Consider the following 23,165-nt stretch of genomic DNA (forward strand, 5'->3'; position numbering starts at 1 on the left):
GGAACCCCATGCAGTTCCATCACCACGGCTACGTCTCGGGCGATCCCACGCTCCTGCCCGCGGCGGGGACAGGGGTCGACCGGCCCGAGGACCTGCCGGACACCACCGACGTGCTCATCGTCGGGTCGGGCCCGGCCGGCATGCTCCTGGCCGCGCAGATGTCGCAGTTCCCCGACGTCACCACCCGCGTCATCGAGAAGCGGGACGGACGCCTGGTGCTCGGGCAGGCCGATGGCATCCAGCCGCGCAGCGTCGAGACGTTCCAGGCCTTCGGGTTCGCGGAGCGGATCATCGCCGAGGCCTACAACATCGCGTACATGAACTTCTGGGGCCCCGACCCCGAGGATCCCCGTGGCATCGTCCGCACGGCGCGCACCGAGGACTACGCGTTCAAGATCAGCGAGTTCCCGCACCTGATCGTGAACCAGGCGCGCGTGCTGGACTACTTCGCCGAGGCGGCCGCGCACGGCCCCGGCCGGATCGTGCCCGACTACGGCGTGGAGTTCGTCGGGCTCACCGTCGCGGACTCGGGAGAGCACCCGGTGGAGGTGCGGGTGCGGCACACGGCCGGCGAGAGCGCAGGCCGGGAGCGCACCATCCGCGCGAAGTACGTCGTCGGCTGCGACGGCGCCCGCAGCGGTGTGCGAGAAGCGATCGGTCGCACCCACGTCGGCGCGTTCGCCGCCCACGCGTGGGGCGTCATGGACGTCCTCGTCAACACCGACTTCCCGGACTGGCGGACCAAGTGCGCCATCAACTCCGTGGCCGGCAACATCCTCCACATCCCGCGCGAGGGCGGCTATCTCAGCCGCATGTACATCGACCTCGGAGAGGTGCCCGAGGACGACCATCATCGCGTTCGGCAGACGCCGATCGAGCGGATCATCGAGAAGGCGAACGAGATCCTGCACCCGTACTCGATCGACGTCAAGCAGGTCGCCTGGCACAGCGTGTACGAGGTCGGCCACCGCGTCACCGACAAGTTCGACGACGTCCCCGAGGGCGTCGACCGGACGCCGCGCGTCTTCCTCACCGGCGATGCCTGCCACACGCACAGCGCGAAGGCCGGCCAGGGGATGAACGTCTCCATGCAGGACGGCTTCAACCTCGGCTGGAAACTCGGCCACGTCCTCACCGGGCTCGCTCCCGAGACGCTTCTCGAGACCTACTCGGCGGAGCGCCAGCCGGTCGCGCAGCAGCTCATCGACTTCGACCGCGAGTGGTCGTCTCTGATGGCGCGCAAGCCCGAGGAGATCTCCGACCCCACCGAGCTGGCCAACTACTACCTGGGGACCGCGGAGTTCCCCTCGGGCTTCATGACCCAATACGGTGCCTCGGCCATCGTCTCGGGCGACCGGCACGCCGCACGCGCGACGGGCTTCCCGCTCGGCAAGCGGTTCGCGTCGGTCGAGGTCACGCGCGTGTGCGACGGCAACGTGATCCACCTCGGCCATCACGCGCGCGCCGACGGCCGCTGGCGGATCTACGCCTTCGCCGACGCTCCCGCCGCGGGGGAGGACTCCGCTCTGACCGCGTGGGCGCAGTGGTGGGCCTCGCCGGCATCCCCCCTTGCGCGCCACACCCCGGCCGGCGCCGACGCCGACGCGGTGTTCGACGTGAAGGCCGTCTACCAGCAGAGCTTCGACGAGGTCGACATCTCGCGCGTCCCGGACGTCTTCCGCCCGCGATCGGGCCCTCTCGGACTCACCGACTGGGAGAAGGTCTTCGCCGCCGGCGCAGACGGGTGGCGTGACGTGGACATCTTCGCCGAGCGCGGCATATCGCGCGACGGCGCCGTGGTGGTGGTCCGCCCCGACCAGTACGTCGCGGCGGTGCTGCCGCTGGAGGCCACCGACGAGCTGGCTGGCTTCTTCGCGGGAGCCCTGCGAGAGGTCCGCCGTTCGGGCGATGCCGCCGCACGCGATGTACACCGCGTATAGCGGCTGCCCCGGCGGCCGGGGGGCACAATGGCCCCGAGAGTCAATCGAGAGCGGATGCCGCGGCATCCGGTGGACGAGGAGAACCCGTGACCGACAACCGTGAGACCGAACTGCTGGCACGGGTTCCCGACGGACTGTACATCGGCGGCCAGTGGCGGCCGGCATCCGGGGGGAAGACGCTGACGGTGTCCGACCCGGCGACCGGCGCGGTCGTGAAGACGATCGCCGACGCGTCCGCCGAAGACGGCACCGCGGCGCTGGATGCGGCGACCGAGGCGTTCCCGGCGTGGGCGGCGACGCCGGCCCGCGAACGCGCCGAGATCCTCCGCCGGGCCTTCGATCTGCTGCAGGAGCGCAAAGAGGACTTCGCGCTGCTGATGACGATCGAAATGGGCAAGCCCCTCGCCGAAGCGCGCGGCGAGGTCGCCTACGGCGGCGAGTTCCTGCGGTGGTTCAGCGAAGAGACCGCGCGCGTCCAGGGACGCTACGGCCCGAACCCCGAGGGCACCGGCCGCATGATCGTCTCGCAGCACCCGGTCGGGCCCTGCTTCCTCATCACGCCGTGGAACTTCCCTCTCGCCATGGCGACCCGCAAGATCGCCCCGGCGCTCGCCGCCGGGTGCACCGTCGTGATCAAGCCTGCCGAGCTCACGCCGCTGACCACCCTCTACTTCGGGAAGCTCCTCGAGGATGCGGGGCTCCCGGCCGGTGTGGTGAACGTCTTCACCACCTCGACCTCGGGCGCCGTGTCGGAGCCGATCATCCGCGACCCGCGCCTGCGGAAGCTGTCCTTCACCGGCTCGACCGGGGTGGGGCAGCGCCTTCTCGAGCAGGCCGCCCAGGGGGTGCTGCGCACCTCGATGGAGCTCGGCGGCAACGCCCCGTTCGTCGTGTTCGAGGACGCCGACCTCGACAAGGCGGTCGACGGCGCGATGCTGGCGAAGTTCCGCAACATCGGTCAGGCGTGCACTGCCGCCAACCGCTTCATCGTGCAGCGATCGGTCGCCGACGAGTTCGCCCGGCGGGTCACCGAGCGCGTGCAGGCCATGAAGATCGGCCGCGGCACCGAGGACGGGGTCGCGATCGGACCGCTCATCAACGCCGCCGCCGTCGACAAGGCCGCCTCGCTCGTGGGCGACGCCGTCTCGCGGGGCGCGAGCGTCCGCACCGGCGGAAGCGCCGTCGACGGACCGGGGACCTTCTACGAGCCGACCGTGGTGACCGACGTGCAGCCGGGAAGCGACATCCTGCGCGAGGAGATCTTCGGACCGGTGCTCGCGATCGTGCCCTTCGACGACGAGGAGGACGCCGTCCGCATCGCCAACGACACCGAGTACGGCCTGGTCTCGTACGTCTTCACCGAGAGTCTCTCGCGCGGTCAGCGGATGATCGAGCGGCTCGAGACCGGCATGATGGGCCTCAACGTCGGCGTGGTCTCCAACGCGGCGGCGCCGTTCGGCGGGTGGAAGATGTCGGGCCTGGGCCGAGAGGGCGGAGCCGAGGGCATCCACGAGTACCTGCAGACGAAGTACACCCTCACCGCCAGCCCCTTCGCGTGAGCATACCCGGCTCGGGCGGGCATCTGCCAGGCTAGAGCCGTGCGCATCACGATCGACGCCGTCGCGGCCTGGCGCGAGGCGGGGGAGCGGTTCACCATGGTGACCGCGTACGACTACACCAGTGCCCGCCTGATCGAGCGCACCGAGGTGCCCCTCATCCTCGTGGGCGACTCGCTGGGGATGGTGATGCAGGGTCACGACACGACCCTGCCCGTCACGGTCGACGACATCGTCTCGCACACCCGCAGCGTCGTCCGCGGTGCCACGCGTCCGCTGATCGTCGCCGACGTGCCCTTCGGGGCCACCGCGACGGCCGACGACACCGTGCGCGCGGCGGTGCGCATCATGGCCGAGGGCGGCTGCCAGTCGGTCAAGATCGAGGGCGGCGTGCCCGTCGCGCCCACCATCCGCCGCATCGTCGATGCCGGCATCCCGGTTATGGGCCACGTGGGGTTCACGCCCCAGTCGGTCCACGTCACCGGTACGCGCGTGCAGGGTCGCACGGTCGAGCAGGCGCGCCGCGTCATCCACGATGCGCTGGCCGTGCAGGCCGCCGGTGCGTGGGCGGTCGTGTTCGAGCTCGTCCCGGCCGAGCTCGCCGCCGCCGTCACCGCGCGCCTGCGCATCCCCACGATCGGCATCGGCGCAGGCGCCGGCTGCAGCGGGCAGGTGCAGGTGTGGCACGACCTGCTGGGGCTGTACGAGGACTTCCGGCCCCGGCACGCGCGGCGCTTCCGCGACCTCGGCGTGGAAGTCCGCGCCGCGCTCGACGAGTACGCCGCGGCCGTCCGCGACGGGTCGTTCCCCGCAGCCGAGCACGCGGCGACCATGTCTGCCGACGACCTCGCCCGGGCGCTGGAAGACCCGGTGTGACGGGCGCCCGCTTCGCCGGGCGCACGGCGCTGATCACCGGAGCCCGCACCGGCATCGGTCTCGCCGTCGCGCGCAGGCTCGCGGCGGAGGGCGCCCACGTCCTCCTCGGCGGCCGTGATGCCGCGACGCTCGCACCGGTGGTCGCGGAGTTCCGTTCGCGCGGCCACGATGCCGACCCGTTCGTCGCGGATGTGACCGATCCGGATGCCGTCGCGGCCGCCTTCGCGGGGGCGGCGGCCGCGGGGCTCACACCCCGCATCCTCGTCGGCAATGTCGGCGTGCGCGACCGTCGCGGCGTGCGCGACATGGACACGGCGGCCTTCGGCGCCCTCGTGCAGGCGGACCTCGTCGCCGTCTACGACGTCATCCGCGGATTCCTCGCCGGGCATTCCGCGGCGGACGCCACGGGCGCGCGCGGCGGGGTGATCGTCAGCGTGTCCTCCCTCGCCTCGCTCCGCGGACGCGCGGGCGACGTCGCCTACCCGGCGGCGAAGGCCGGCGTCGACGGGATGACGAGATCGCTCGCGGCGGAGCTCGGCCCGCACGGCTACCGGGTCAACTCCGTCGCCCCGGGCGCGATCGACACCGACTCCAACGCGGACCTGCGCGGCGACGAGCGCATGACCGAGGTCGTCCGCACCCGCACGGCCCTCGGGCGGTGGGGGACACCGGACGAGGTCGCCGCGCTCGTGGCGTTCCTGTGCGCCGACGAATCGTCGTACATCACGGGGCAGACGATCGCGGTCGACGGCGGCCTGTCCACGCTCTTCTGACCCCTGCTCTTCTGACGCCTGCTGTTCTGAAGCCCGCCGGCCTAGACGGCGCGGTGGTCTCGGAGCCGCACCACCGCGTCCCACAGACCGTCCGCCACCTCGCGCTTGGTGCCCGCCAGCTCCGCGGCGAGGGTCCCATCGGCGGCGAGGAGAGTGACGGCATTGGTCGCCGCCCCGAAGGTCTCGGTCCAGCCCACGCGGTTCACGGCGAGGAGGTCCACGGGCTTGCGGGCGAGCTTGGCGCGACCGGCGGCGAGCAGCTCCTCGCCCGTCGCGGTCTCGGCGGCGAATCCGACCACGACGCGCCCCGCGACCGGCGCCGCCAGCACCTCGGCGAGGGTGTCGCGCGCGGGGACCAGCTGCAGCGTGAGGCCGTCGCCCGCGGCATCCTTCTTGATCTTCTGATCGAGCGGCTGCGCCAGGCGGAAGTCGGCCACCGCGGCGGCCATCACCGCGACATCGGCGGTCGCGGCGGCGTCGACGGCCGCCGTGGCGAGCTCGTCCGCCGTGGAGACCCGCACGACCGCGAGACGCTCTCCCGTCGGCAGCGGCACCTCGACGTGGCCGGCCACCAGGGTGACGTCCGCACCTCGCGCGCGTGCGGCCTCGGCGATCGCGATGCCCTGGCGGCCGCTCGACCGGTTGCCCAGGAAGCGCACCGGGTCCAGCGGCTCGCGCGTTCCCCCGGCGGTCACGAGCACCGACAGACCCGCCAGGTCGTGTGGACGGGGAGCGGCCGCGTCGAGGACCGCGGCGACGATCTCGGCCGGCTCGCTCATGCGCCCGGGGCCGCTGTCGTCGCCGGTGAGGGGGCCGTCGGCGGGGCCCACGACGGTCGCGCCGCGCTCGCGCAGCAGCGCCATGCTGTGCTGCGTGGCGGGATGCTGCCACATGGCCGGGTGCATCGCCGGCGCCACCACCAGCGGCGCGGTCGAGGCCAGCGAGGTGACCGTCAGCGGATCGTCGGCGGCGCCGGCGGCCAGGCGCGAGAGCGTGTTCGCGGTCGCGGGGGCGACGACGATCACATCGGCGCGGCGGCCGAGATCGACGTGCGCCACCGTCGAGACGTCGTCCCACACATCGGTGCGCACCGGATTGCGGCTGATCGCCTCCCACGTGGCGAGGCCGACGAAGCGGAGCGACGCCGCCGTCGGCAGCACATGGACGTCGTGACCGGCCAGCACGAGCGAGCGCACGACCTGCACCGCCTTGTAGGCGGCGATCCCCCCGCTGACCCCCACGACCACGGTGTGCGTTCCGGCCACAGGCACCTCCATGTCGCGCGTCGGACGGTGGCCAGCCTATCGCCGGGCCGGTGAGGGCGGCACACGCGCGCTACGCTCTGGCGGTGACCATCGACGCCGTCCCGACCGGACTCGCGCCGTCGCTGTACGCCTGCTTCGAGCGGGAGGACTGGGCAGCGCGGGCCCCCCGGATCCCCATGCCGCTGACGGCGGACGAGATCGCGCGGGTGCGCAGCCTCGGCGACCGGCTCGACCTGAGCGAGGTGGCCGAGGTGTACCTGCCCCTCAGCCGGCTGCTCAGCATCCATGCCGCCGCCGCACGGTCGCTGGGCGACCGTGCCAACGCGTTCCTGCAGCGGGCCGAGCCGCCGACGCCGTTCGTCGTCGGCATCGCCGGCTCGGTGGCGGCGGGCAAGTCCACCGTCGCGCGGGTGCTGACCGAGCTGGTCCGCCGCTGGCCCGGCCTGCCGTCGGTCGAACTGGTCTCCACCGACGGGTTCCTGCTGCCGAACGCCGAGCTGGAGCGGCGGGGGATCATGCACCGCAAGGGCTTCCCGGAGTCGTACGACCGGCGCGCGCTGCTCGAGTTCGTCTCCGATCTGAAAGCCGGGGCGCCCGAGGTGCGGGCGCCCGTGTACTCGCACCTCGTCTACGACCGCGTGCCCGACCAGGAGCGCATCATCCGCCGCCCCGACATGGTGATCGTCGAGGGCCTGAACGTCCTGCAGCCCTCATCGCGGGCCGATGAGCGGGCGGTCAGCGACCTCTTCGACTTCTCGATCTACGTCCACGCGGACCCCGACGACCTCGAGCGGTGGTACATCGAGCGCTGGCTCACGCTGCGCGACACCGCGTTCGCGGATCCGTCGTCGTACTTCCACCGCTACGCCGGGCTCACCGACGCCCAGGCGGTCGAGCGGGCGCGCGAGCTGTGGCGGGGGATCAATCTGCCGAACCTGCGCGAGAACATCCTGCCCACCCAGCACCGCGCGCGTCTGATCATCGACAAGCGCGCCGACCATGCCGCGCGCCGGATGCTGCTGCGCAAGCTCTGAGCGTCATCCGCAGCGCGTCGATCACCCGTGGATCACCCGTCGAGCGGGAGGTTGTCGATGAGACGCACCGCGCCCACCCGCGCCGCGACGATGGCGAGCGAGCCCGCCGCGGGGGTTTCGACCGGGGCGAAGGTGATCGGGTCGACCACCGCCCAGTACTCCGTCGCGACGTCGGCGTCCGCGAGCGCATCGAGGGCACGCGCGACGAGTGCCGCGGCGGATCGCTCGCCGCTGCGCACGGCCTCGCGCGCGGCGAACAGACTGCGCGACAGCGCCAGCGCGCGGGTGCGCTCGTCCGGCGACAGCCGGGCGTTGCGGCTCGACAGCGCGAGGCCGTCGGCGTCCCTGACCGTGTCGACCGCCCGCACCTCGGTGGCGAGGTTCAGATCCCTCGCCAGCCGGCGGACGACGGCGAGCTGCTGGGCGTCCTTGCGTCCGAACCAGGCGGTGTCGGCGCCGACCATGCCGAAGAGCTTGGCGACCACGAGCGCGACGCCGTCGAAGTGCGCGGCTCCGCGCGACGCCCCCTCCCACCGCTCGCTCACGCCGCCGACGTGGACGGCGGTGGCGAACCCGTCCGGGTAGACCTCGTCCGGGGTCGGCGCGAACAGCAGCGTCGCGCCGGCATCCGACGCCGCCGCGGAGTCGGACTCGAGCGTCCGCGGATAGGCGGCCAGGTCCGCGGGCTCGTCGAACTGGGCGGGATTGACGAACACCGAGACCACGACCGCGTCGCTCTCGGCCGCGGCAGAGGCGATGAGCCGGCGATGTCCGTCGTGCAGCGCGCCCATGGTCGGGACGAGCCCGATCCGACCCCCGGCGCGACGCACCGGGTCGAGCGCGGCGCGCAGTTCGGCGACGGTGGTGACGACGCGCACCCGCGCGGTTGTCCCGGCCATCACACGTGCCTGTCGAGGAAGTCGTAGACCTCGTTGTCGTCGACGCCGGGGAATGCGCCGCGGGGGAGGGGCGAGAACATCTGCATGTGCACGCGGGCGCTCGGCCACGCCTTTCCCTGCCAGCGCGACGTGACCTCGGCGGGGGCGCGACGGCAGCACGCCTCGTCGGGGCACGTCGAGACCGCGCGCTTCTGCGTCTCGCGACCGCGGAACCACCGCGCGTCGTCGAAGGGCACGCCGACGGTGATCGAGAACTCGCCGGCCGAGGTGGTGCCGGTCTGCGTGGAGCACCAGAACGTGCCGGCGGGCGTGTCGGTGTACTGGTAGTGCTCGGTCGTGCGGTTGTGCTCCGAGAAGGCCGCCCGCGCCGAGAAGCGCTTGCAGGCGATCTGGCCGTCGACGGCGCCGGTGACATCCATCGGCAGCGGCAGGTCGTCGTTCTCGTACACGCGGTTGATGGCGCCCGCTCCGTCGACGCGCAGGAAGTGCACCCGGATGCCGAGATGCCGCGTCGCGAGATTCGTCAGCCGCATCGCCGCAGCCTCGTGGGTGACGCCGAAGGCGTCGCGGAAGTCCTCGATGGCGAGGTTGCGGTCCTTCTTGGCCTGCTGGAGGAACGCCACGGATGCCGTCTCGGGCATGAGGCAGCACGCGGCGTAGTAGTTGATCTCGAGCCGCTGCTGCAGGAAGTCGGCGTAGTCGGTGGGGCGCTGGTGGCCGAGCAGCCGGTGCGCCATCGCCTGCAGGGCCATCGAGCGGAGTCCGTGCCCGCCGGGGATCGAGGCCGGGGGAAGGTAGATGCGCCCGTGCTCGAGGTCGGTGATCGACCTCGTCGAGGGCGGCAGGTCGTTGACGTACAGCAGCTCGAAGCCGAGCTGCTCGGCCATGATGCTCACGGTGCGGTGCGTCAGGGCACCCGAAACGTGACCCGCCGCGCGCAGCTGCTTCTCGGCGAGCTTCTCGATATCGGGCAGGTAGTTGTCGATCTCGCGCATCTTCAGTCGCAGCTCGGTGTTGGCCCGGCGAGCCTCTTCGGGGGTGGCGATCGCCTCGCGCTCGCGGCGCTGCAGCTCGCGGTGCAGACCGAGGATCGATTCGATCGTGTCGTCCGACATGCCCTTGGTGACCTTGATCGGGGCGACCCCGAGCTGCCGGAACACCGAGCTCGACTGCGCGCGGGCGAGTTCGATCTCGAGCGCCGCACGGCGGTTGGGGGGCTCGGTCGAAAGCAGGTCGGTCACCTCGACATCGGTGGCCGCGGCGATCGCCTGCAGGAGCGACAGCTTGGGCTCGCGTTTGCCGTTCTCGATGAGGCTCAGCTGGCTGCCGGCCACGCCGACCCGCTCTCCGAGCTCATCGAGGGTGAAGCCGTGGGCGAGGCGCTGGTGGCGGATGCGATGGCCCAGGGTCGACAGTTCGAGGGCGGTGGGGGGCATTCCTTGAGCATAGCGAAAGAATCCTGCTTCTTGACGGCACTCTCCTCCAGAAGACGGCGCGAGATGGCGCGAAAGTGGCTGTAGACCCTCGATCTGATCGTCGCAGACAAGGAGCACGAGCCATGGCGCTTGCCGACATCTTCACCCGCCCCGCCGATCCCGCCGGTGCCGGCGGCGGCGCGCATCCCCACACGAACGCCAAGAGCGTGCGCACCTTCGGTGCCGCACCGGCGATCGCGGGCGAGGGCATGGTCGCCCTCGTCGCGTGGGTCGACCAGATCGCGGCGCTCACCCAGCCCGATCGCATCCACTGGGTCGACGGCTCCCGTGCCGAGAACGACGCGCTGCTGCACGAGATGGTGGACGAGGGCAAGCTCATCAAGCTCAACCCCGAGTGGCGTCCGGGCTCGTACCTGGCCCGGTCGCACCCGAGCGACGTCGCCCGCACCGAGGCCCGCACGTTCATCGCCTCGGAGCGCGAGTCCGACGCGGGCCCGACGAACAACTGGGTCGCCCCCGACGAGATCCGTCGGACGATCACTCCGCTGTTCGAAGGGTCGATGCGCGGGCGCACCATGTACGTCGTGCCGTTCTCGATGGGCGCGGTGGGCGGGCCGCTGTCGCACATCGGCGTCCAGGTCACCGACAGCGCCTACGCCGTGACGTCGATCGGCATCATGACCCGCGTGGGCACGGAGGTGCTCCGCGAGATCGCCGGTGGCGCGCCGTGGGTGAAGACCGTGCACTCGGTCGGCGCGCCGCTGGAGCCCGGTCAGCAGGACGACGCGTGGCCGTGCAACGACGAGAAGTACATCGTCCACTTCCCCGACACCCTCGAGGTGTGGTCCTTCGGCTCCGGCTACGGCGGCAACGCGATCCTCGCCAAGAAGTGCTTCGCCCTGCGGATCGCCTCGGTGATCGGCCGCGACGAGGGCTGGCTCGCAGAGCACATGCTCCTCATCCGCGTGATCTCGCCCGAGGGCAAGGCGTACCACGTCGCCGCGGCTTTCCCCTCGGCCTGCGGCAAGACGAACCTCGCCATGCTCCGCCCGACGATCCCGGGGTGGCGCGTCGAGACCCTCGGCGACGACATCGCCTGGCTGCGTCCCGGCGAGGACGGGCGCCTCTGGGCGATCAACCCCGAGGCCGGCTTCTTCGGCGTCGCGCCGGGCACCGGGGAATCGACGAACGTCACCGCGGTCGAGACGCTGTGGGGCAACACGATCTTCACCAACGTGGCGCTGCGACCCGACGGGGACGTCTGGTGGGAGGGGCTCACCGACGAGGCCCCGCCGCAGCTCACCGACTGGGAGGGAAAACCGTGGACCCCGGCATCCGGTCGCCCCGCCGCCCACCCGAACTCGCGCTTCACCGTCGCCGCCGCTCAGTGCCCCCAGATCGCCGAGGACTGGGACGCGCCCGACGGGGTGCCGCTGGACGCCATCCTCTTCGGCGGCCGCCGCGCCACCAACGTGCCGCTGGTGGTCGAGGCCACGGACTGGACGCACGGCGTCTTCATGGGATCGAACATCTCGTCCGAGCGCACCGCCGCCGCGGAGGGGACGGTGGGCGAACTCCGCCGCGACCCGTTCGCGATGCTGCCCTTCTGCGGCTACAACATGGCCGACTACTTCGGGCACTGGCTGAAGGTCGGTCAGAAGCTGCGCTTCGATCGTGCGCCGCGGATCTTCCAGGTCAACTGGTTCCGCAAGAGCGCGGACGGCCGGTTCCTGTGGCCGGGTTTCGGCGACAACTCCCGTGTCATCGACTGGATCATCCGCCGCGTCGAGGGAGCCGTGCCCGCCGTCGACAGTCCCATCGGCCGGCTGCCGCGCACGTCTGACCTCGACCTCGGTGGCATCGAGGTCCCCGCAGCCGACCTCGACGCGCTCTTCGCCATCGACCCCGCGTCGTGGCTGCGCGAGGCCGAGCTCACCGAGGAGTTCTACCGCACGTTCGACGGCCGCGTGCCGGCGCCCCTGTGGGCCGAGCTCGCCGCTCTGCGCTACCGCCTGCAGCGCGCGTGATCGGGCCCGTCCTCGCCGGACGGCCCGATCACACCAGCAGCTGGTGCTTGGCCAGGTCGCGGTACAGCGGCGTCGACGAGACCAGTTCGGAGTGCGTGCCCTGACCGACCACGTGACCGTGATCGAGCACCACGATGAGGTCGCTGTCGACGACCGTCGAGAGCCGGTGCGCGATCACGATGAGCGTGCGTCCCTCGGCGACGGCGTCGATCGCCTCGCGCATCCGCTGCTCGTTCAGCCCGTCCAGCGACGATGTCGACTCGTCCATCAGCAGGATCGGCGGGGCCGCCAGGAGTGCGCGGGCGATCGCGAGGCGCTGGCGCTCGCCGCCCGAGAGCATGACGCCGCTCTCGCCGACAGGTGCGGCCAGGCCCAGCGGAGAGCGGTCGAGCACCTCTCCCAGGTTGACCGCGCGCAGCACCGCCTCGCACGCCGCGTCGTCGGCGTCCGGTGAGGCGAGCCGCAGGTTCTCGCCGAGCGTGCCGGCCAGTGTCGGCGCGTCCTGCTCGACGTAGCCCAGCTGGGCGCGCAGCGCGGTGCGGTCGAGATCGCGGATGTCGACGCCGCCCAGCAGGATCGCGCCTCCGGTGGGGTCGTAGAAGCGCTCGATGAGCGACAGCGCGGTGCTCTTGCCGGCCCCGGACGGCCCGACCAGGGCCACCCGGGCGCCGCGCGGAACCGTGAACGAGACGCCCCGGAGGACGTCGCCGTCGAGATCGGATGCCGCCTCGGCCGGCTCGCCGGGATGCTCGACGTGTGCGCTCTCGAGCACGGCGCGGGCCTCGGTGGCGGCACGGCGACGGGCTTCGACGACGTTCTCTGGGTACGCGAAGCGGACGCCGCGGAACTCGAGCGCCGGCGCGGCATCGCCGGCACCGCCGACCGCGGCGTCCGCCGGCGACGTCGATGGCCGCGCGTCCTGCTCCGACTCGGTGGGCAGGTCCAGGACCTCCTGGATGCGCCCCAGCGCGCCGAGCGCCTGATTGACCGAGGTGATGGCGCCGAAGAACGTGGTGAGGGGGCCGATGAGCAGGAACAGGAACATCACGAAGGTCACCAGCGACGCGATCTCAATCGCACCCGAGGCGACGCGGTAGCCGCCGAAGCCGAGCACCACGAGCAGCGACACCTGCAGCGCGATGCCCGCGATCGGGACGACGAGGGCCGAGACCTTCGCGATCCGCACGCCGATGCCGTACGCCTCGCGCGCGATCGCGGTCACGGACTGCTCCTCGCGCTCGCCGGCGCCGGCGGCGCGGATGGTGCGGATCGAGCCCACCGCCCGCTCCACTCCCGAGGCCAGCTCTCCCACCTTCTCCTGCTGGGCGGTCGTGGCCTTGCGGATCCGGCCGCTCAGAACGGCCACGACCGCGATCGACACCCCGAGCACCCCCACGATCGACACCAGCAGGATCGGGTCGATGACGGCCATCGCGATGATCGCGCCGAGGAAGATGAGGCTGTTGCCGACTGCATCCGCGAGCCCCTGCGTCAGCACGGCGTAGAGGAGAGTCGTGTCGGTCCCCACGCGCGAGACCAGGTCGCCGGTGCGGCGGGCGTCGAACTCGCTGATGGGCAGGTGGAGGATGCGGCGGATCAGCTGGCGCCTGCTCGAGAAGACGACCGCCGTGCCGGTGCGCTGCAGCAGGTAGTGCTGATAGCCCGAGATGACGGATGCCGCGACGACGAGTCCGATGATCGCCCACACCAGCAGCCCGAGCCCGTCGCCGGCCTGCACGCGTGCGATCACCTGGCCGACGACGACCGGCTGGGCCAGGGTCAGCACCGCGCCGACGATGCTGAGCACGGCGACGACGACGAGCACGCGCGTGTGCTCGAGGAGGAACGGGATCAGCTGGCGGAAGCTCGCGCGCGGCCCGTCGGAGGGCCTGCGGCCGCGCCCGCGCCGGGCGGGGGTCGGATCGGTCACAATCGACCCTAACCCGACCCGCCCGGTGCTCCTTCGGGAGACGGGGGCGATGTCGCCGACGGCCAGTACAGTTGTCCGGTGCCAGAAGCAGTGATCGCCGCCCACAATCTCGTCAAGGCCTACAAGGTCAAGGGCAAGCCCGACTTCCTCGCCGTGGACGGGCTGTCGTTCGAGGTCGCGCCGGGTGAGTCGTTCGGTCTCCTCGGACCCAACGGCGCCGGCAAGTCCACGACGATGAAGATGATCGGCGCCGTGTCGTCCCGCACCGGCGGCGAGCTGTCGATTCTCGGCCTCGATCCCGACCGCCACGGCCCCGAGATCCGCTCGCGGCTCGGCGTCGTGCCCCAGCAGGACAACCTCGACGGCGAGCTCAACGCACGCGAGAACCTCTTCATCTACGGCCGGTACTTCGGCCTGCCGGCGAAGGTCTGCCACGAGAAGGCCGACGAGCTGCTGGCGTTCGCGCAGCTGGAAGAGAAGGCCAAGAGCAAGGTCGACGCGCTCTCGGGCGGCATGAAGCGGCGCCTCACCATCGCGCGCGGCCTCATCAACGATCCGCGCATCCTGCTGCTCGACGAGCCGACCACGGGGCTCGACCCCCAGGCGCGCCACGTGCTGTGGGACCGCCTGTTCCGGCTGAAGGAGCGCGGCACGACCCTCGTCCTGACCACGCACTACATGGACGAGGCCGAGCAGCTGTGCGACCGCCTCATCGTCGTCGACAAGGGCCGCATCATGGCCGAGGGCACTCCCGCGTCGCTCATCCGCGAGCACTCCAGCCGCGAGGTGCTCGAGGTGAGATTCGGGTCCGACCGCAACGAGCAGGTCGCCCCGCAGCTGGAGGGCATCGGCGAGCGCGTCGAAGTGCTCCCCGACCGTGTGCTCGTCTACGCCCACAACGGCGAGCACGCGCTCGAGCAGGTCGCCGAGCGGGGCCTGCACCCGGTGACGAGCCTCGTCCGCCGATCGAGCCTCGAGGACGTGTTCCTGCGCCTCACGGGAAGGTCGCTGATCGAATGAGCGACCACGAAGAGCGGATGCCGCACCCGACCGCCACCGCGACGACGCAGCCCGGTCTCGACGAACTGCGCGCCGAAGCGCTGGAGTGGGGGCGCCGGCCGCGCCGCAGCGGCACCTGGTACGTCACCGAGCACATGGTCCGCGCCATGCGGGCCTACGGCTGGACGATCATCGTCGGCGCCTTCGGGCAGCCGGTCCTCTACCTGCTGGGGCTTGCGGTGGGCCTGGCCGCCCTCATCGATCAGGACGTCGCCGACGGCGGCGTCGAGGTGTCCTACCTCGTGTTCGTGGCTCCCGCCCTGCTCATGACCTCGGCGATCTCCGTCGCGAGCGAGGAGTTCACCTACCCGGTCATGTCGGGCTTCAAGTGGCGCCGTTACTTCTACGGCTTCAGCGCCTCGCCGCTGTCGGCCGGGCAGATCGCGAACGGCGTGGTCGCGGGCGCCACCGCCCGCATGCTCGTCACCGTCGTGCTCTACTACCTTTTCATCTGGCTGTTCGGCGCGGTGCCGAACCCCGAGACGGGATGGGTGTCGATCCTCGTCGGCATCGCCGGCGGCTGCGCGTTCGGCATCCCCCTCATGGCCTACGCAGCGACCATCGAGGACGACAAAGGGCAGTTCGCCCTGGTCCAGCGGTTCCTGTTCATGCCGATGTTCCTCTTCTCCGGCACGTTCTACCCGCTGGTCAACCTGCCGCTGTGGCTGCAGTGGATCGGCTGGGTCTCGCCGCTGTGGCACGCCACCGAGCTCGGCCGCTGGGCGACCTACGGCAAGCCGATCGAGCCGGCCATGCTCGCGGTGCACGTCGGCTATCTGCTGCTGCTCGCGGTCGGCGGGCTCGTCATCGGCCGTCGTCTGTTCACGAGGAGGCTGGCGAAGTGACCACCACCACAGCGACCGCGCCGGTGCGCTCCGGAGGAGTCCGCGCGCTCTGGGCCGGAAACCCCCAGGCCGTCGTCCAGCGCGGTGTTCTCGCCGCCCGCTCGTCGAGCTGGATCGTCGTGCTGTCGGGCTTCTTCGAGCCGGTGTTCTACCTCGCCTCGATGGGCATCGGGCTCGGCAGCCTCATCGGCACCGTCCAGACGTCGCAGGGTGTCGAGGTGTCGTACGCGGCGTTCATCGCTCCGGCGCTCCTGGCGGTGTCGGCGATGAACGGGGCGATCTACGACTCGACCTGGAACGTCTTCTTCAAGCTCAACTACGGAAAGCTCTACGAGGGCATGCTCGCGACGTCGCTCGGGCCGCTGGACGTGGCCCTCGGCGAGATCCTCTACGCCCTGCTGCGAGGTCTGCTCTACGCGACCGGCTTCATGCTGATCATGCAGATCCTCGGGCTGAATCTCGCCTGGACCGCGATCCTCGCCCTGCCCGCCGTCCTGCTCATCGCGTTCGGGTTCGCCAGCGTGGGCATGGCGATCACCAGCTACATGAAGACCTTCCAGCACATGGACTGGATCAACTTCGTCCTGCTGCCGATGTTCCTCTTCTCGGCGACGCTGTATCCCATCACCGTCTACCCGGAGTGGGTGCAGTCGATCGTCATGGCCTTCCCGCTGTGGCACGGGGTCGAGCTCGTCCGGGGGCTGACCACCGGCGTCCTCAGCACCGACATGCTGTGGCACGTGCTCTACTACGTCGTGATGATCGCCGTGGGCCTGGTGTTCACCACCAAGCGCCTCCGGGCTCTCTTCCTCGACTGAGCCGGCCGGGGCGGGATCGGGTGCCGATCAGAGCGAGCCGGTCACCCCGGCGCCCAGGTCGGCGTCGTAGTCGACGTCCTTGGTCTCGGAGGCCAGGATCACCGCGATGAAGGTCAGCACGCCCATCGCCGAGAGGTACACGCCGACCAGCCACGGGCTGCCGCCGGCCGCGGCCCACAGGGCCACCGCGACGATCGGCGCAAGGGCGGCGCCGAGGATCGACGACAGGTTGTAGGCCACCGCCGAGCCGGTGTAGCGGACGTTCGTCGGGAACAGCTCCGGAAGCACGGCTCCCATCGGCCCGAACGTCGCTCCCATCAGCATGAAGCCGAAGATGAGGAAGGCCTGCGCCAGCGCCCCGGTGAACCTCGGGTCGGCCTGCGGCAGCAGGAACAGGTTGAAGGTCAGGCCGAAGACGATGATGAGGGCGGTCACCCACAGCAGCAGCCGGCGGCGGCCGATCGCATCCGCGATGGGCCCCGAGAGCATCGTGAAGATGCCGAAGAAGACCACGCCGATGATCTGCATCAGCACGAAGTCGGTGTAAGCGAAGCCGAGTCCGGGGTAGAACTGGGCGGCGAACGCCGCGGCGTCGAAGGTCTTGCCGGCGGCCTCGGCGGCGGCCTGTGCGGCAGCGGAGGCGGTCTCGAGGTCGGCGGCCTTCGTGCCGTACGACAGCGTGAAGTTCGTCATCAGGTAGAACAGCACGTAGGTGGCCAGCATGATGAACGTGCCGAGGATCAGGTGCCACCAGTGGCGGCGGACGACCGTGCCGAGCGGGAACCTGCGGATCGCGCCCTTCTGCTCGGCCTTGGTGAACGACTCCGACTCGACCAGGCGCAGTCGCACCCACAGGCCGATGATCACCATGACCGCCGAGAAGAGGAACGGCACGCGCCACCCCCACGCGAGGAAGTCCGCCGAGCGCTGGCCGGCGCCGTCCGGGTGGGGGAGCAGGAAGTTGATCGCGAGGAACACCGAGTTCGCGATGATGAACCCCAGCGGTGCGCCCAGCTGCGGGAACGTGCCGTACCAGGCGCGCTTGCCGGCCGGGGCGTTCTCGGTCGCCACCAGCGCGGCGCCCGACCACTCGCCGCCCAGGGCGAAGCCCTGCGCGAGCCGGAGCACGAGGAGCAGCAGCGCCGCCCACCAGCCGATGTCGTTGTAGGTGGGCAGGCAGCCGATGAGGAACGTCGCGACGCCCATCGTCAGGAGCGAGCCGACGAGGGTCGCCTTGCGGCCGAAACGGTCGCCGAAGTGCCCGAAGATGACCGCTCCCAGCGGGCGGGCGATCATGGCCGCGCCGAAGACCCCGAACGAGGCCAGCAGTGCGGTGGTGTCGTTGCCGGTCGGGAAGAAGAGGATCGGGAAGACGAGGACGGCGGCCGTCGCGTAGACGTAGAAGTCGTAGAACTCGATCGTGGTGCCGACCAGGCTCGCGGTGATGACGCGGGAGCGGGGATTGGCCGGCGCGGCCGGCGCGGAGACCGGAGTGGGTGCCGTGGTGGGGGAAGACATGGCTGACCTTGCAGGAGGCGGGCGGAGAACCCGCCCATCTTACGCGGGAGGTCAGCGCCAGATGACGGCGAGGGCGGCGTTGAGGGCGGTGAGGATGCCGATCCCCCAGAACATCGCCGCAGGCACGCCCGCCTTCCGACGCTGTCGTGCCGCGCCGATCCCGAGCAGGGCGCCGATGACGAGCAGGATCACGAGCTTGACGCCGATCTTGGCGTAGTTGAGGTCGTGGTCGACGCCCCACGGGGCGGCGAGGGCCAGGCCGGCGATGCCCGCGATCAGCAGGCCCCAGTTCATCAGCCGCGTGATCTCCACCCGGCGGGCGACGGCCTCGACCGCCCACGCGCCGAAGAGCAGCGCGAAGCCGATGAGGTGGATGAACACGACGATGTGGCGAAGGGTCTCCATGGTGCAGAGACTACCCGCCACGACTCAGGGACGCAGGGACCTCAGCAGCACGGCGGTGCGCAACGCGGCATCCGCGGCTTCGAAGCCCTTGTCCTCCTCGGAGCCCGGAAGGCCCGCACGCGCGATGCCCTGCGCCTCGTCGTCGAGCGTCAGCACGCCGAAGCCGACGGGCTTGCCGGTGTCGAGCGCCACGCGCGTGAGTCCGTCGGTGGCCGCCGACGACACGAACTCGAAGTGGGGCGTGCCGCCGCGGATGATGACCCCGAGTGCGACGACGGCGTCCGTGCCGGCCTCCAGCACCGCTTTCGCGACGACGGGCAGCTCGAACGAGCCCGGAACCCGCACCAGGCGCCACGTCGCCCCCGACTGCTCGAGCGCACGGCGGGCGCCCTCGATGAGGCCGTCGGTGATGACCTCGTGCCACGTGCCGGCCACCACGACGACGTCGAGGCCCGTGCCGTCGACGGTCTCGGTGGTCTGGGGGACGCCCTTGCCGCTCATCGGTGTGCTCCTTCGCCGGGTTCGTCGTCATGCGCGCTGCCGGCGTGCGCGGTGCTGTCATGCATCTGGGCGACCGCGTCGGCGAAGTCCGCGTCGGGCAGGACGTGCCCCATGCGGTCGCGCTTGGTCGCCAGGTACTGGTGGTTGTTCGGGCCGACGCCCACCAGCAGCGGCACCTGCTCGACGATCTCGAGGCCGAGGGCCGTCAGCTGTACGACCTTGTCGGTGTTGTTGGTGAGCAGCCGCACCTTCTCGATGCCGAGGTCGGCGAGGATCCCGGCGGCTGCGGCGTACTCGCGCGCGTCGGCGGGGAGCCCCAGAGCGAGGTTGGCGTCGACAGTGTCGAGCCCGCGCTCCTGCAGGCTGTACGCGCGCAGCTTGTTGATGAGGCCGATGCCCCGGCCCTCGTGGCCGCGCATGTAGATGACCACACCGCCCTCGCGGGCGATCGTGTCGAGAGCGGCGTCCAGCTGCGGCCCGCACTCGCATTTGAGCGAGCCGAAGGCTTCTCCGGTGAGGCATTCGGAGTGCACGCGCACCAGCGGGGCGGCATCCGAGAGATCGCCCGAGACCACGGCGAGCTGGTCGGTCCCGGTCACACGGTCCTTGTACGCCAGGAAGCGGAAGGCGCCGTGCGAGGTGGGGACCAGCGACTCGGCGCGCAGGCTCACCCGGCGGCGGTGAGCGGGGCGCGCGCTGTCGCCGTCGATCGGATGGTGCTCCTGCAGGTACGCGATGAGCTGCTCGATCGTGATGACGGGCACGCCGTCGCGCTCGCCCAGCTCCATGAGCCCGGGCAGGCGCATCATCGAGCCGTCCTCGGCGACCACCTCGGCGATCGCGCCGACGGGCTCGAGCCCCGCCAGACGCATCAGCTCGACAGCCGCCTCGGTGTGGCCACCGCGCTCGCGCACGCCGCCGTCGACCGCCCGCAGCGGCAGGATGTGCCCCGGGCGGATGACGCTCGTGGGCACCGACGCGGGGTCGGCCAGCACGTTCAGGGTGTGGGCGCGATCGGACGCGCTGATGCCGGTGCTCACGCGGTCGGCGGCGTCGACGCTCACGGTGTAGGCGGTGCCGCGCGCGTCCTCGTTCACCTCGACCATCGGCGGAAGGTCGAGGCGGTCCGCCCACTCGGCGGGCATGGGGGCGCAGATGAAGCCGCTCGACCAGCGCACGGTCCACGCCACCCACTCGGGGGTCGCGAGGGCGGCCGAGAGGACGACGTCGCCCTCGTTCTCGCGGTTCTCATCGTCGGCGACGATGACGGGGCGTCCGGCGCGCAGCGCCTCGAGCGCCTCGGGAATGGGGGACAGGCTCACCGCGAGCCTCCTTCGGTCGGGACGGCGACGGCCGTCGAGGGGAAAGCGAGCAGACGCTGCACGTGGCGCGCCAGGATGTCGGTCTCGAGGTTCACGCGGTCGCCGACGGCGCGGGCGCCGAGGGTGGTGGCCTCGAGCGTCTCGGGGATGAGGGAGACCTCGAACCAGTGGCCGCCGGCGTCGGCAGCGCTCACGGCGCTGACCGTCAGCGAGACGCCGTCCACCGCGATCGAGCCCTTGTCGACGACGAGCGGGGCGAGGGATGCCGGCAGGCCGACGCGCACGACGCGCCACTGCGCGCCGGGACGGACCTCGAGCACCTCGCCGGTGCCGTCGATGTGCCCCTGCACGATGTGCCCGCCGAGCCGTCCGTGAGCGACGGTGGCGCGCTCCAGGTTCACCGCGCGGCCCGGCGCGACGTCGGCCAGCGTGGACATGTCGAGCGTCTGGCGCATGACGTCCGCCGCGAACCAGTCGTCCCCGCGGTCGACGACGGTGAGGCACACGCCGCTGACGGCGATCGAGTCGCCGTGTGCGGCATCCGACACCGCCCTGGGTGCGCGGACGGTCACCCGCACACCGTCTCCGGCGGCGGCGACCTCGGTGATCTCGCCGATCTCTTCGACGATTCCGGTGAACATCAGTGGACTCCTTCGGGGGAGGGGTGCGCGACGACGAGGAGGTCGTCGCCGAGTCTGTCGATGCGGGACGTCTGCAGGCGCAGCGCCTCGCCGATGGTGCCGACCCCGATGTCGGTGAGGGCGAGGCGATCGCCGCCCAGGAGGACGGGGGCGACGTAGACGAGCACCTCGTCGGCGAGCCCGGCACGCAGGAAGGCGCTGGCGAGGGTGGGTCCGCCCTCGACGAAGACGCGGTGGACGCCCTGGGCGCCGAGCTCGGCGAGGGCGGTGCTGAGGTCGTCGAACTGCCGGAGCGGCTTGGGGTGGCGGCGGACGGCGGCCGTCTCGGGGATCGGGCGGCGTCCGATCACCACGGGGACGGGCTGATCGGGCAGGAGCCCGCCGGCGTCGTCGCGCGCCGTGAGGGCGGGATCGTCTGCCAGCACGGTGCCGGTGCCGGCCACGATCGCGTCCGCACGGGCTCGTCTGCGGTGGACGTCGGCGCGCGCGTCGGGCCCGGTGATCCACTGGCTCGAGCCGTCGGATGCCGCGGCCCGGCCGTCCAGGCTCTGCGCCCACTTCACGGTGACGTGGGGACGGCCCAGGCGCTGCACCGTCAACCACGACGCGATGAGCTGCTCGGCGTCTTCGGCGCGGACGCCGGCGTCGACGTCCACGCCGGCCGCGCGCAGGCGCTCCGCTCCACCGGCGGAGTGCGGGCCCGGGTCGGAGGCGGCGTACACGACACGCGCGACACCGGCGGCGATGAGCGCCTCGGAGCACGGGCCGGTGCGTCCGGTGTGATTGCAGGGCTCCAGCGTCACCACGGCGGTGGCCCCGCTCGCCCCGCCGGGGGCGAGCCTGGAGAGGGCGTCGACCTCGGCGTGCGGGGTGCCCGCGCCGCGGTGCCAGCCCTCGGCGAGGACCGTGCCGTCGGGTGCCAGGATCACCGCACCGACCTGGGGGTTGACCCCGCGGGGGCCCCGCGCAGCGAGCGCGAGGGCACGATGCATCGCATCGCGCTCGATCCCGCTCGCTGTCATGTGCCGTCCTTGTCTCTGTCGAGAGCCGTCATCGGCGCTCCGGGGCAGGCAGGACAGCGACGGCGCGCGCGGCGCCGCCCGTGCTGCCTCCCATCCGGACTAGCGACGATCTTCCGTCGCATCACCGTCGGTTCCGGATTTCCACCGGATCGGCGGTGGCGGCATCCCAGGGATGCGCGGCCACCGCTCGCGGACTGTCACCGCCGGTTCGGATTCACACCGACCCCGGAGCACGTTGTTGCTCCGAGTGTACTCAACGCCCCGGTCGGGGTTTCATTCCGCGGTGTCGGGGTCGAGAGAGCGCGCGGCGACCTCGTCGATGACGAGGTCGGTGACGAGCCCTGCCGCGAGCGCTCCGCGCAGGCTCGCGAGCTTCGACACCCCCGACACCACGCACATGCGGGTCTGGACGCGACGGAGGTCGGCGAAGCGGGGTCCTGTCGCGCGCTCGTTCAGGGCGATGCCCTCGCTCGAGCCGTCGGCGCGGAAGAACACGGTGGCGACGTCGCCCACCACGCGGTCGCGGCGGAGGGCCTCGAGGTCGGCGCCCTCGAGGTATCCGCCGGAGTAGACATGGCTCGGCACGGGCGCCCCCGCCGATCCCACGCTGAAGACGACCAGATCCATGCGCGCCTGGAGATCGAGGATGCGGCGCGTGCTGCGCTCGCGCCACATCGCCAGACGGGTGGCCGGGTCGTCGAAGAACGCCGGCACCGGGAACTGCTCCACCGCCCCGCCGTAGGCCGCGCCGAAGCGGTGGAGGATCTCGGTGGCGTACACCAGCCCCGCCGCGCGGGTGTTCCCCGAGCCGTTCAGCTGGACGAAGACCGTGTCGGGGGTGTGGCGGGGCACCAGATGCCGGCTGAGGGCCGCCACCGTCGAGCCCCACGCCACGCCGACGGTCATCCCCGGGCCGATCATGTCGTTGAGGGTGTGGGCGGCCGCGATCGCGACGCGCTCCTGGCGCTCTTCTTCGCTGAGGTCGCCGGCGACGGGGACGACGAAGGCGCGGATGTCGTAGACCTCGCTCAACCGCGCCTCGAGCTGCGCCGGCGCCTCGCGCGGAGAGGTGATGCGGATGTCGACGATGCCGGCGGAGCGGGCCAGCGCCAGCAGACGCGACACCGTCGATCGCGAGGTCGCCAGCTCGTGCGCGACGGCCTCCATGGTGCGGTTCTGGATGTAGTAGAGGTGCGCCGCGGTGAAGGCGCGCTGCAACTGCTGTTCATCACGGACGTCGGGCACGTGCCCAGTCTGCACGTTTGTGCAGATGGCCTGCAACAACGGTCAGAGTTGAG

20 protein-coding genes are annotated in these 23,165 nt (G+C 71.5%); 9 read left to right on the forward strand and 11 right to left on the reverse strand.

What is annotated here, in order from left to right; genetic code table 11:
- Positions 1 to 8 precede the first annotated feature (8 nt).
- The 4 genes from Q9S36_RS23310 to Q9S36_RS23325 all read left to right on the forward strand — a co-directional run bounded on the left by Q9S36_RS23310 (position 9) and on the right by Q9S36_RS23325 (position 5,145).
- Positions 9 to 1,940, forward strand: a complete 1,932-nt coding sequence (locus Q9S36_RS23310) for an FAD-dependent monooxygenase (protein WP_311287227.1) — start codon at positions 9 to 11, stop codon at positions 1,938 to 1,940.
- Positions 1,941 to 2,026: 86 nt separating this feature from the next.
- A complete protein-coding gene (locus tag Q9S36_RS23315) occupies positions 2,027 to 3,499 on the forward strand; it encodes an NAD-dependent succinate-semialdehyde dehydrogenase (RefSeq protein ID WP_311287228.1) in 1,473 nt (490 codons plus the stop codon).
- A 39-nt stretch (positions 3,500 to 3,538) separates the two neighbouring features.
- Positions 3,539 to 4,372: a 3-methyl-2-oxobutanoate hydroxymethyltransferase gene (gene panB / locus Q9S36_RS23320; protein ID WP_311287229.1), complete on the forward strand. Its 834-nt coding sequence runs from the start codon at positions 3,539 to 3,541 to the stop codon at positions 4,370 to 4,372.
- On the forward strand, positions 4,369 to 5,145 hold the full coding sequence (locus Q9S36_RS23325) for an SDR family oxidoreductase (RefSeq protein WP_311287230.1): 777 nt from the start codon (positions 4,369 to 4,371) through the stop codon (positions 5,143 to 5,145). Before panB ends, Q9S36_RS23325 begins: the two co-directional genes overlap by 4 nt.
- A 41-nt stretch (positions 5,146 to 5,186) precedes the next feature.
- On the opposite strand, the gene coaBC is transcribed toward Q9S36_RS23325, so the two are convergent.
- On the reverse strand, positions 5,187 to 6,422 hold the full coding sequence (gene coaBC, locus Q9S36_RS23330) for a bifunctional phosphopantothenoylcysteine decarboxylase/phosphopantothenate--cysteine ligase CoaBC (RefSeq protein ID WP_396653825.1): 1,236 nt from the start codon (positions 6,420 to 6,422) through the stop codon (positions 5,187 to 5,189).
- A gap of 71 nt (positions 6,423 to 6,493) precedes the next feature.
- Here coaBC and coaA point away from each other — a divergent pair, with 71 nt between their 5' ends.
- Positions 6,494 to 7,444, forward strand: a complete 951-nt coding sequence (coaA, locus tag Q9S36_RS23335; protein ID WP_311287232.1) for a type I pantothenate kinase — start codon at positions 6,494 to 6,496, stop codon at positions 7,442 to 7,444.
- Positions 7,445 to 7,476: 32 nt separating this feature from the next.
- On the opposite strand, the gene panC is transcribed toward coaA, so the two are convergent.
- Positions 7,477 to 8,343: a pantoate--beta-alanine ligase gene (gene panC / locus Q9S36_RS23340; RefSeq protein ID WP_311287233.1), complete on the reverse strand. Its 867-nt coding sequence runs from the start codon at positions 8,341 to 8,343 to the stop codon at positions 7,477 to 7,479.
- A complete protein-coding gene (locus tag Q9S36_RS23345) occupies positions 8,343 to 9,779 on the reverse strand; it encodes an XRE family transcriptional regulator (protein ID WP_251453317.1) in 1,437 nt (478 codons plus the stop codon). The genes panC and Q9S36_RS23345 overlap by 1 nt, the downstream gene beginning before the upstream one ends.
- A gap of 122 nt (positions 9,780 to 9,901) precedes the next feature.
- Between Q9S36_RS23345 and Q9S36_RS23350 the strand changes: the two genes are divergently transcribed.
- Complete coding sequence (locus Q9S36_RS23350; RefSeq protein ID WP_396653826.1) at positions 9,902 to 11,806, forward strand: phosphoenolpyruvate carboxykinase (GTP); 1,905 nt, start codon at positions 9,902 to 9,904, stop codon at positions 11,804 to 11,806.
- Between the two features lie 28 nt (positions 11,807 to 11,834).
- Here Q9S36_RS23350 and Q9S36_RS23355 read toward each other — a convergent pair whose 3' ends face one another.
- Positions 11,835 to 13,739 carry an ABC transporter ATP-binding protein gene (locus tag Q9S36_RS23355; protein WP_396653833.1) on the reverse strand — a complete coding sequence of 635 codons (1,905 nt, stop codon included), beginning with the start codon at positions 13,737 to 13,739 and terminating at the stop codon, positions 11,835 to 11,837.
- A gap of 75 nt (positions 13,740 to 13,814) precedes the next feature.
- Between Q9S36_RS23355 and Q9S36_RS23360 the strand changes: the two genes are divergently transcribed.
- From Q9S36_RS23360 to Q9S36_RS23370, 3 genes are read left to right on the forward strand one after another with little or no spacing between them, the layout of a single operon-like run.
- Positions 13,815 to 14,756 (forward strand): ABC transporter ATP-binding protein, encoded by a 942-nt coding sequence (locus tag Q9S36_RS23360; RefSeq protein ID WP_251453314.1) that lies wholly within the window; start codon positions 13,815 to 13,817, stop codon positions 14,754 to 14,756.
- Positions 14,753 to 15,640, forward strand: coding sequence for an ABC transporter permease (locus tag Q9S36_RS23365; RefSeq protein ID WP_311287235.1), 888 nt, complete (start codon positions 14,753 to 14,755; stop codon positions 15,638 to 15,640). The genes Q9S36_RS23360 and Q9S36_RS23365 overlap by 4 nt, the downstream gene beginning before the upstream one ends.
- The gene (locus Q9S36_RS23370; protein ID WP_251453312.1) at positions 15,637 to 16,458 is read left to right on the forward strand and encodes an ABC transporter permease; all 822 of its coding nucleotides are present in this window, start codon (positions 15,637 to 15,639) and stop codon (positions 16,456 to 16,458) included. Before Q9S36_RS23365 ends, Q9S36_RS23370 begins: the two co-directional genes overlap by 4 nt.
- Before the next feature lie 27 nt (positions 16,459 to 16,485).
- Here Q9S36_RS23370 and Q9S36_RS23375 read toward each other — a convergent pair whose 3' ends face one another.
- The 7 genes from Q9S36_RS23375 to Q9S36_RS23405 form a co-directional block, all read right to left on the reverse strand.
- Complete coding sequence (locus Q9S36_RS23375) at positions 16,486 to 17,976, reverse strand: MFS transporter (RefSeq protein WP_311287236.1); 1,491 nt, start codon at positions 17,974 to 17,976, stop codon at positions 16,486 to 16,488.
- A 51-nt stretch (positions 17,977 to 18,027) separates the two neighbouring features.
- Complete coding sequence (locus tag Q9S36_RS23380) at positions 18,028 to 18,381, reverse strand: Fe-S protein (RefSeq protein WP_311287237.1); 354 nt, start codon at positions 18,379 to 18,381, stop codon at positions 18,028 to 18,030.
- A gap of 24 nt (positions 18,382 to 18,405) precedes the next feature.
- On the reverse strand, positions 18,406 to 18,882 hold the full coding sequence (gene ribH / locus Q9S36_RS23385) for a 6,7-dimethyl-8-ribityllumazine synthase (RefSeq protein WP_311287238.1): 477 nt from the start codon (positions 18,880 to 18,882) through the stop codon (positions 18,406 to 18,408).
- Positions 18,879 to 20,204 (reverse strand): GTP cyclohydrolase II, encoded by a 1,326-nt coding sequence (gene ribA / locus Q9S36_RS23390; protein ID WP_311287239.1) that lies wholly within the window; start codon positions 20,202 to 20,204, stop codon positions 18,879 to 18,881. Before ribA ends, ribH begins: the two co-directional genes overlap by 4 nt.
- The gene (locus Q9S36_RS23395) at positions 20,201 to 20,845 is read right to left on the reverse strand and encodes a riboflavin synthase (protein WP_311287240.1); all 645 of its coding nucleotides are present in this window, start codon (positions 20,843 to 20,845) and stop codon (positions 20,201 to 20,203) included. Before Q9S36_RS23395 ends, ribA begins: the two co-directional genes overlap by 4 nt.
- Positions 20,845 to 21,867 (reverse strand): bifunctional diaminohydroxyphosphoribosylaminopyrimidine deaminase/5-amino-6-(5-phosphoribosylamino)uracil reductase RibD, encoded by a 1,023-nt coding sequence (gene ribD / locus Q9S36_RS23400; RefSeq protein ID WP_311287241.1) that lies wholly within the window; start codon positions 21,865 to 21,867, stop codon positions 20,845 to 20,847. Before ribD ends, Q9S36_RS23395 begins: the two co-directional genes overlap by 1 nt.
- A gap of 273 nt (positions 21,868 to 22,140) precedes the next feature.
- Positions 22,141 to 23,112, reverse strand: coding sequence for a sugar-binding domain-containing protein (locus tag Q9S36_RS23405; RefSeq protein WP_311287242.1), 972 nt, complete (start codon positions 23,110 to 23,112; stop codon positions 22,141 to 22,143).
- Positions 23,113 to 23,165: the final 53 nt, after the last annotated feature.

The sequence above is a fragment of the Microbacterium sp. ARD31 genome, from assembly GCF_031844425.1.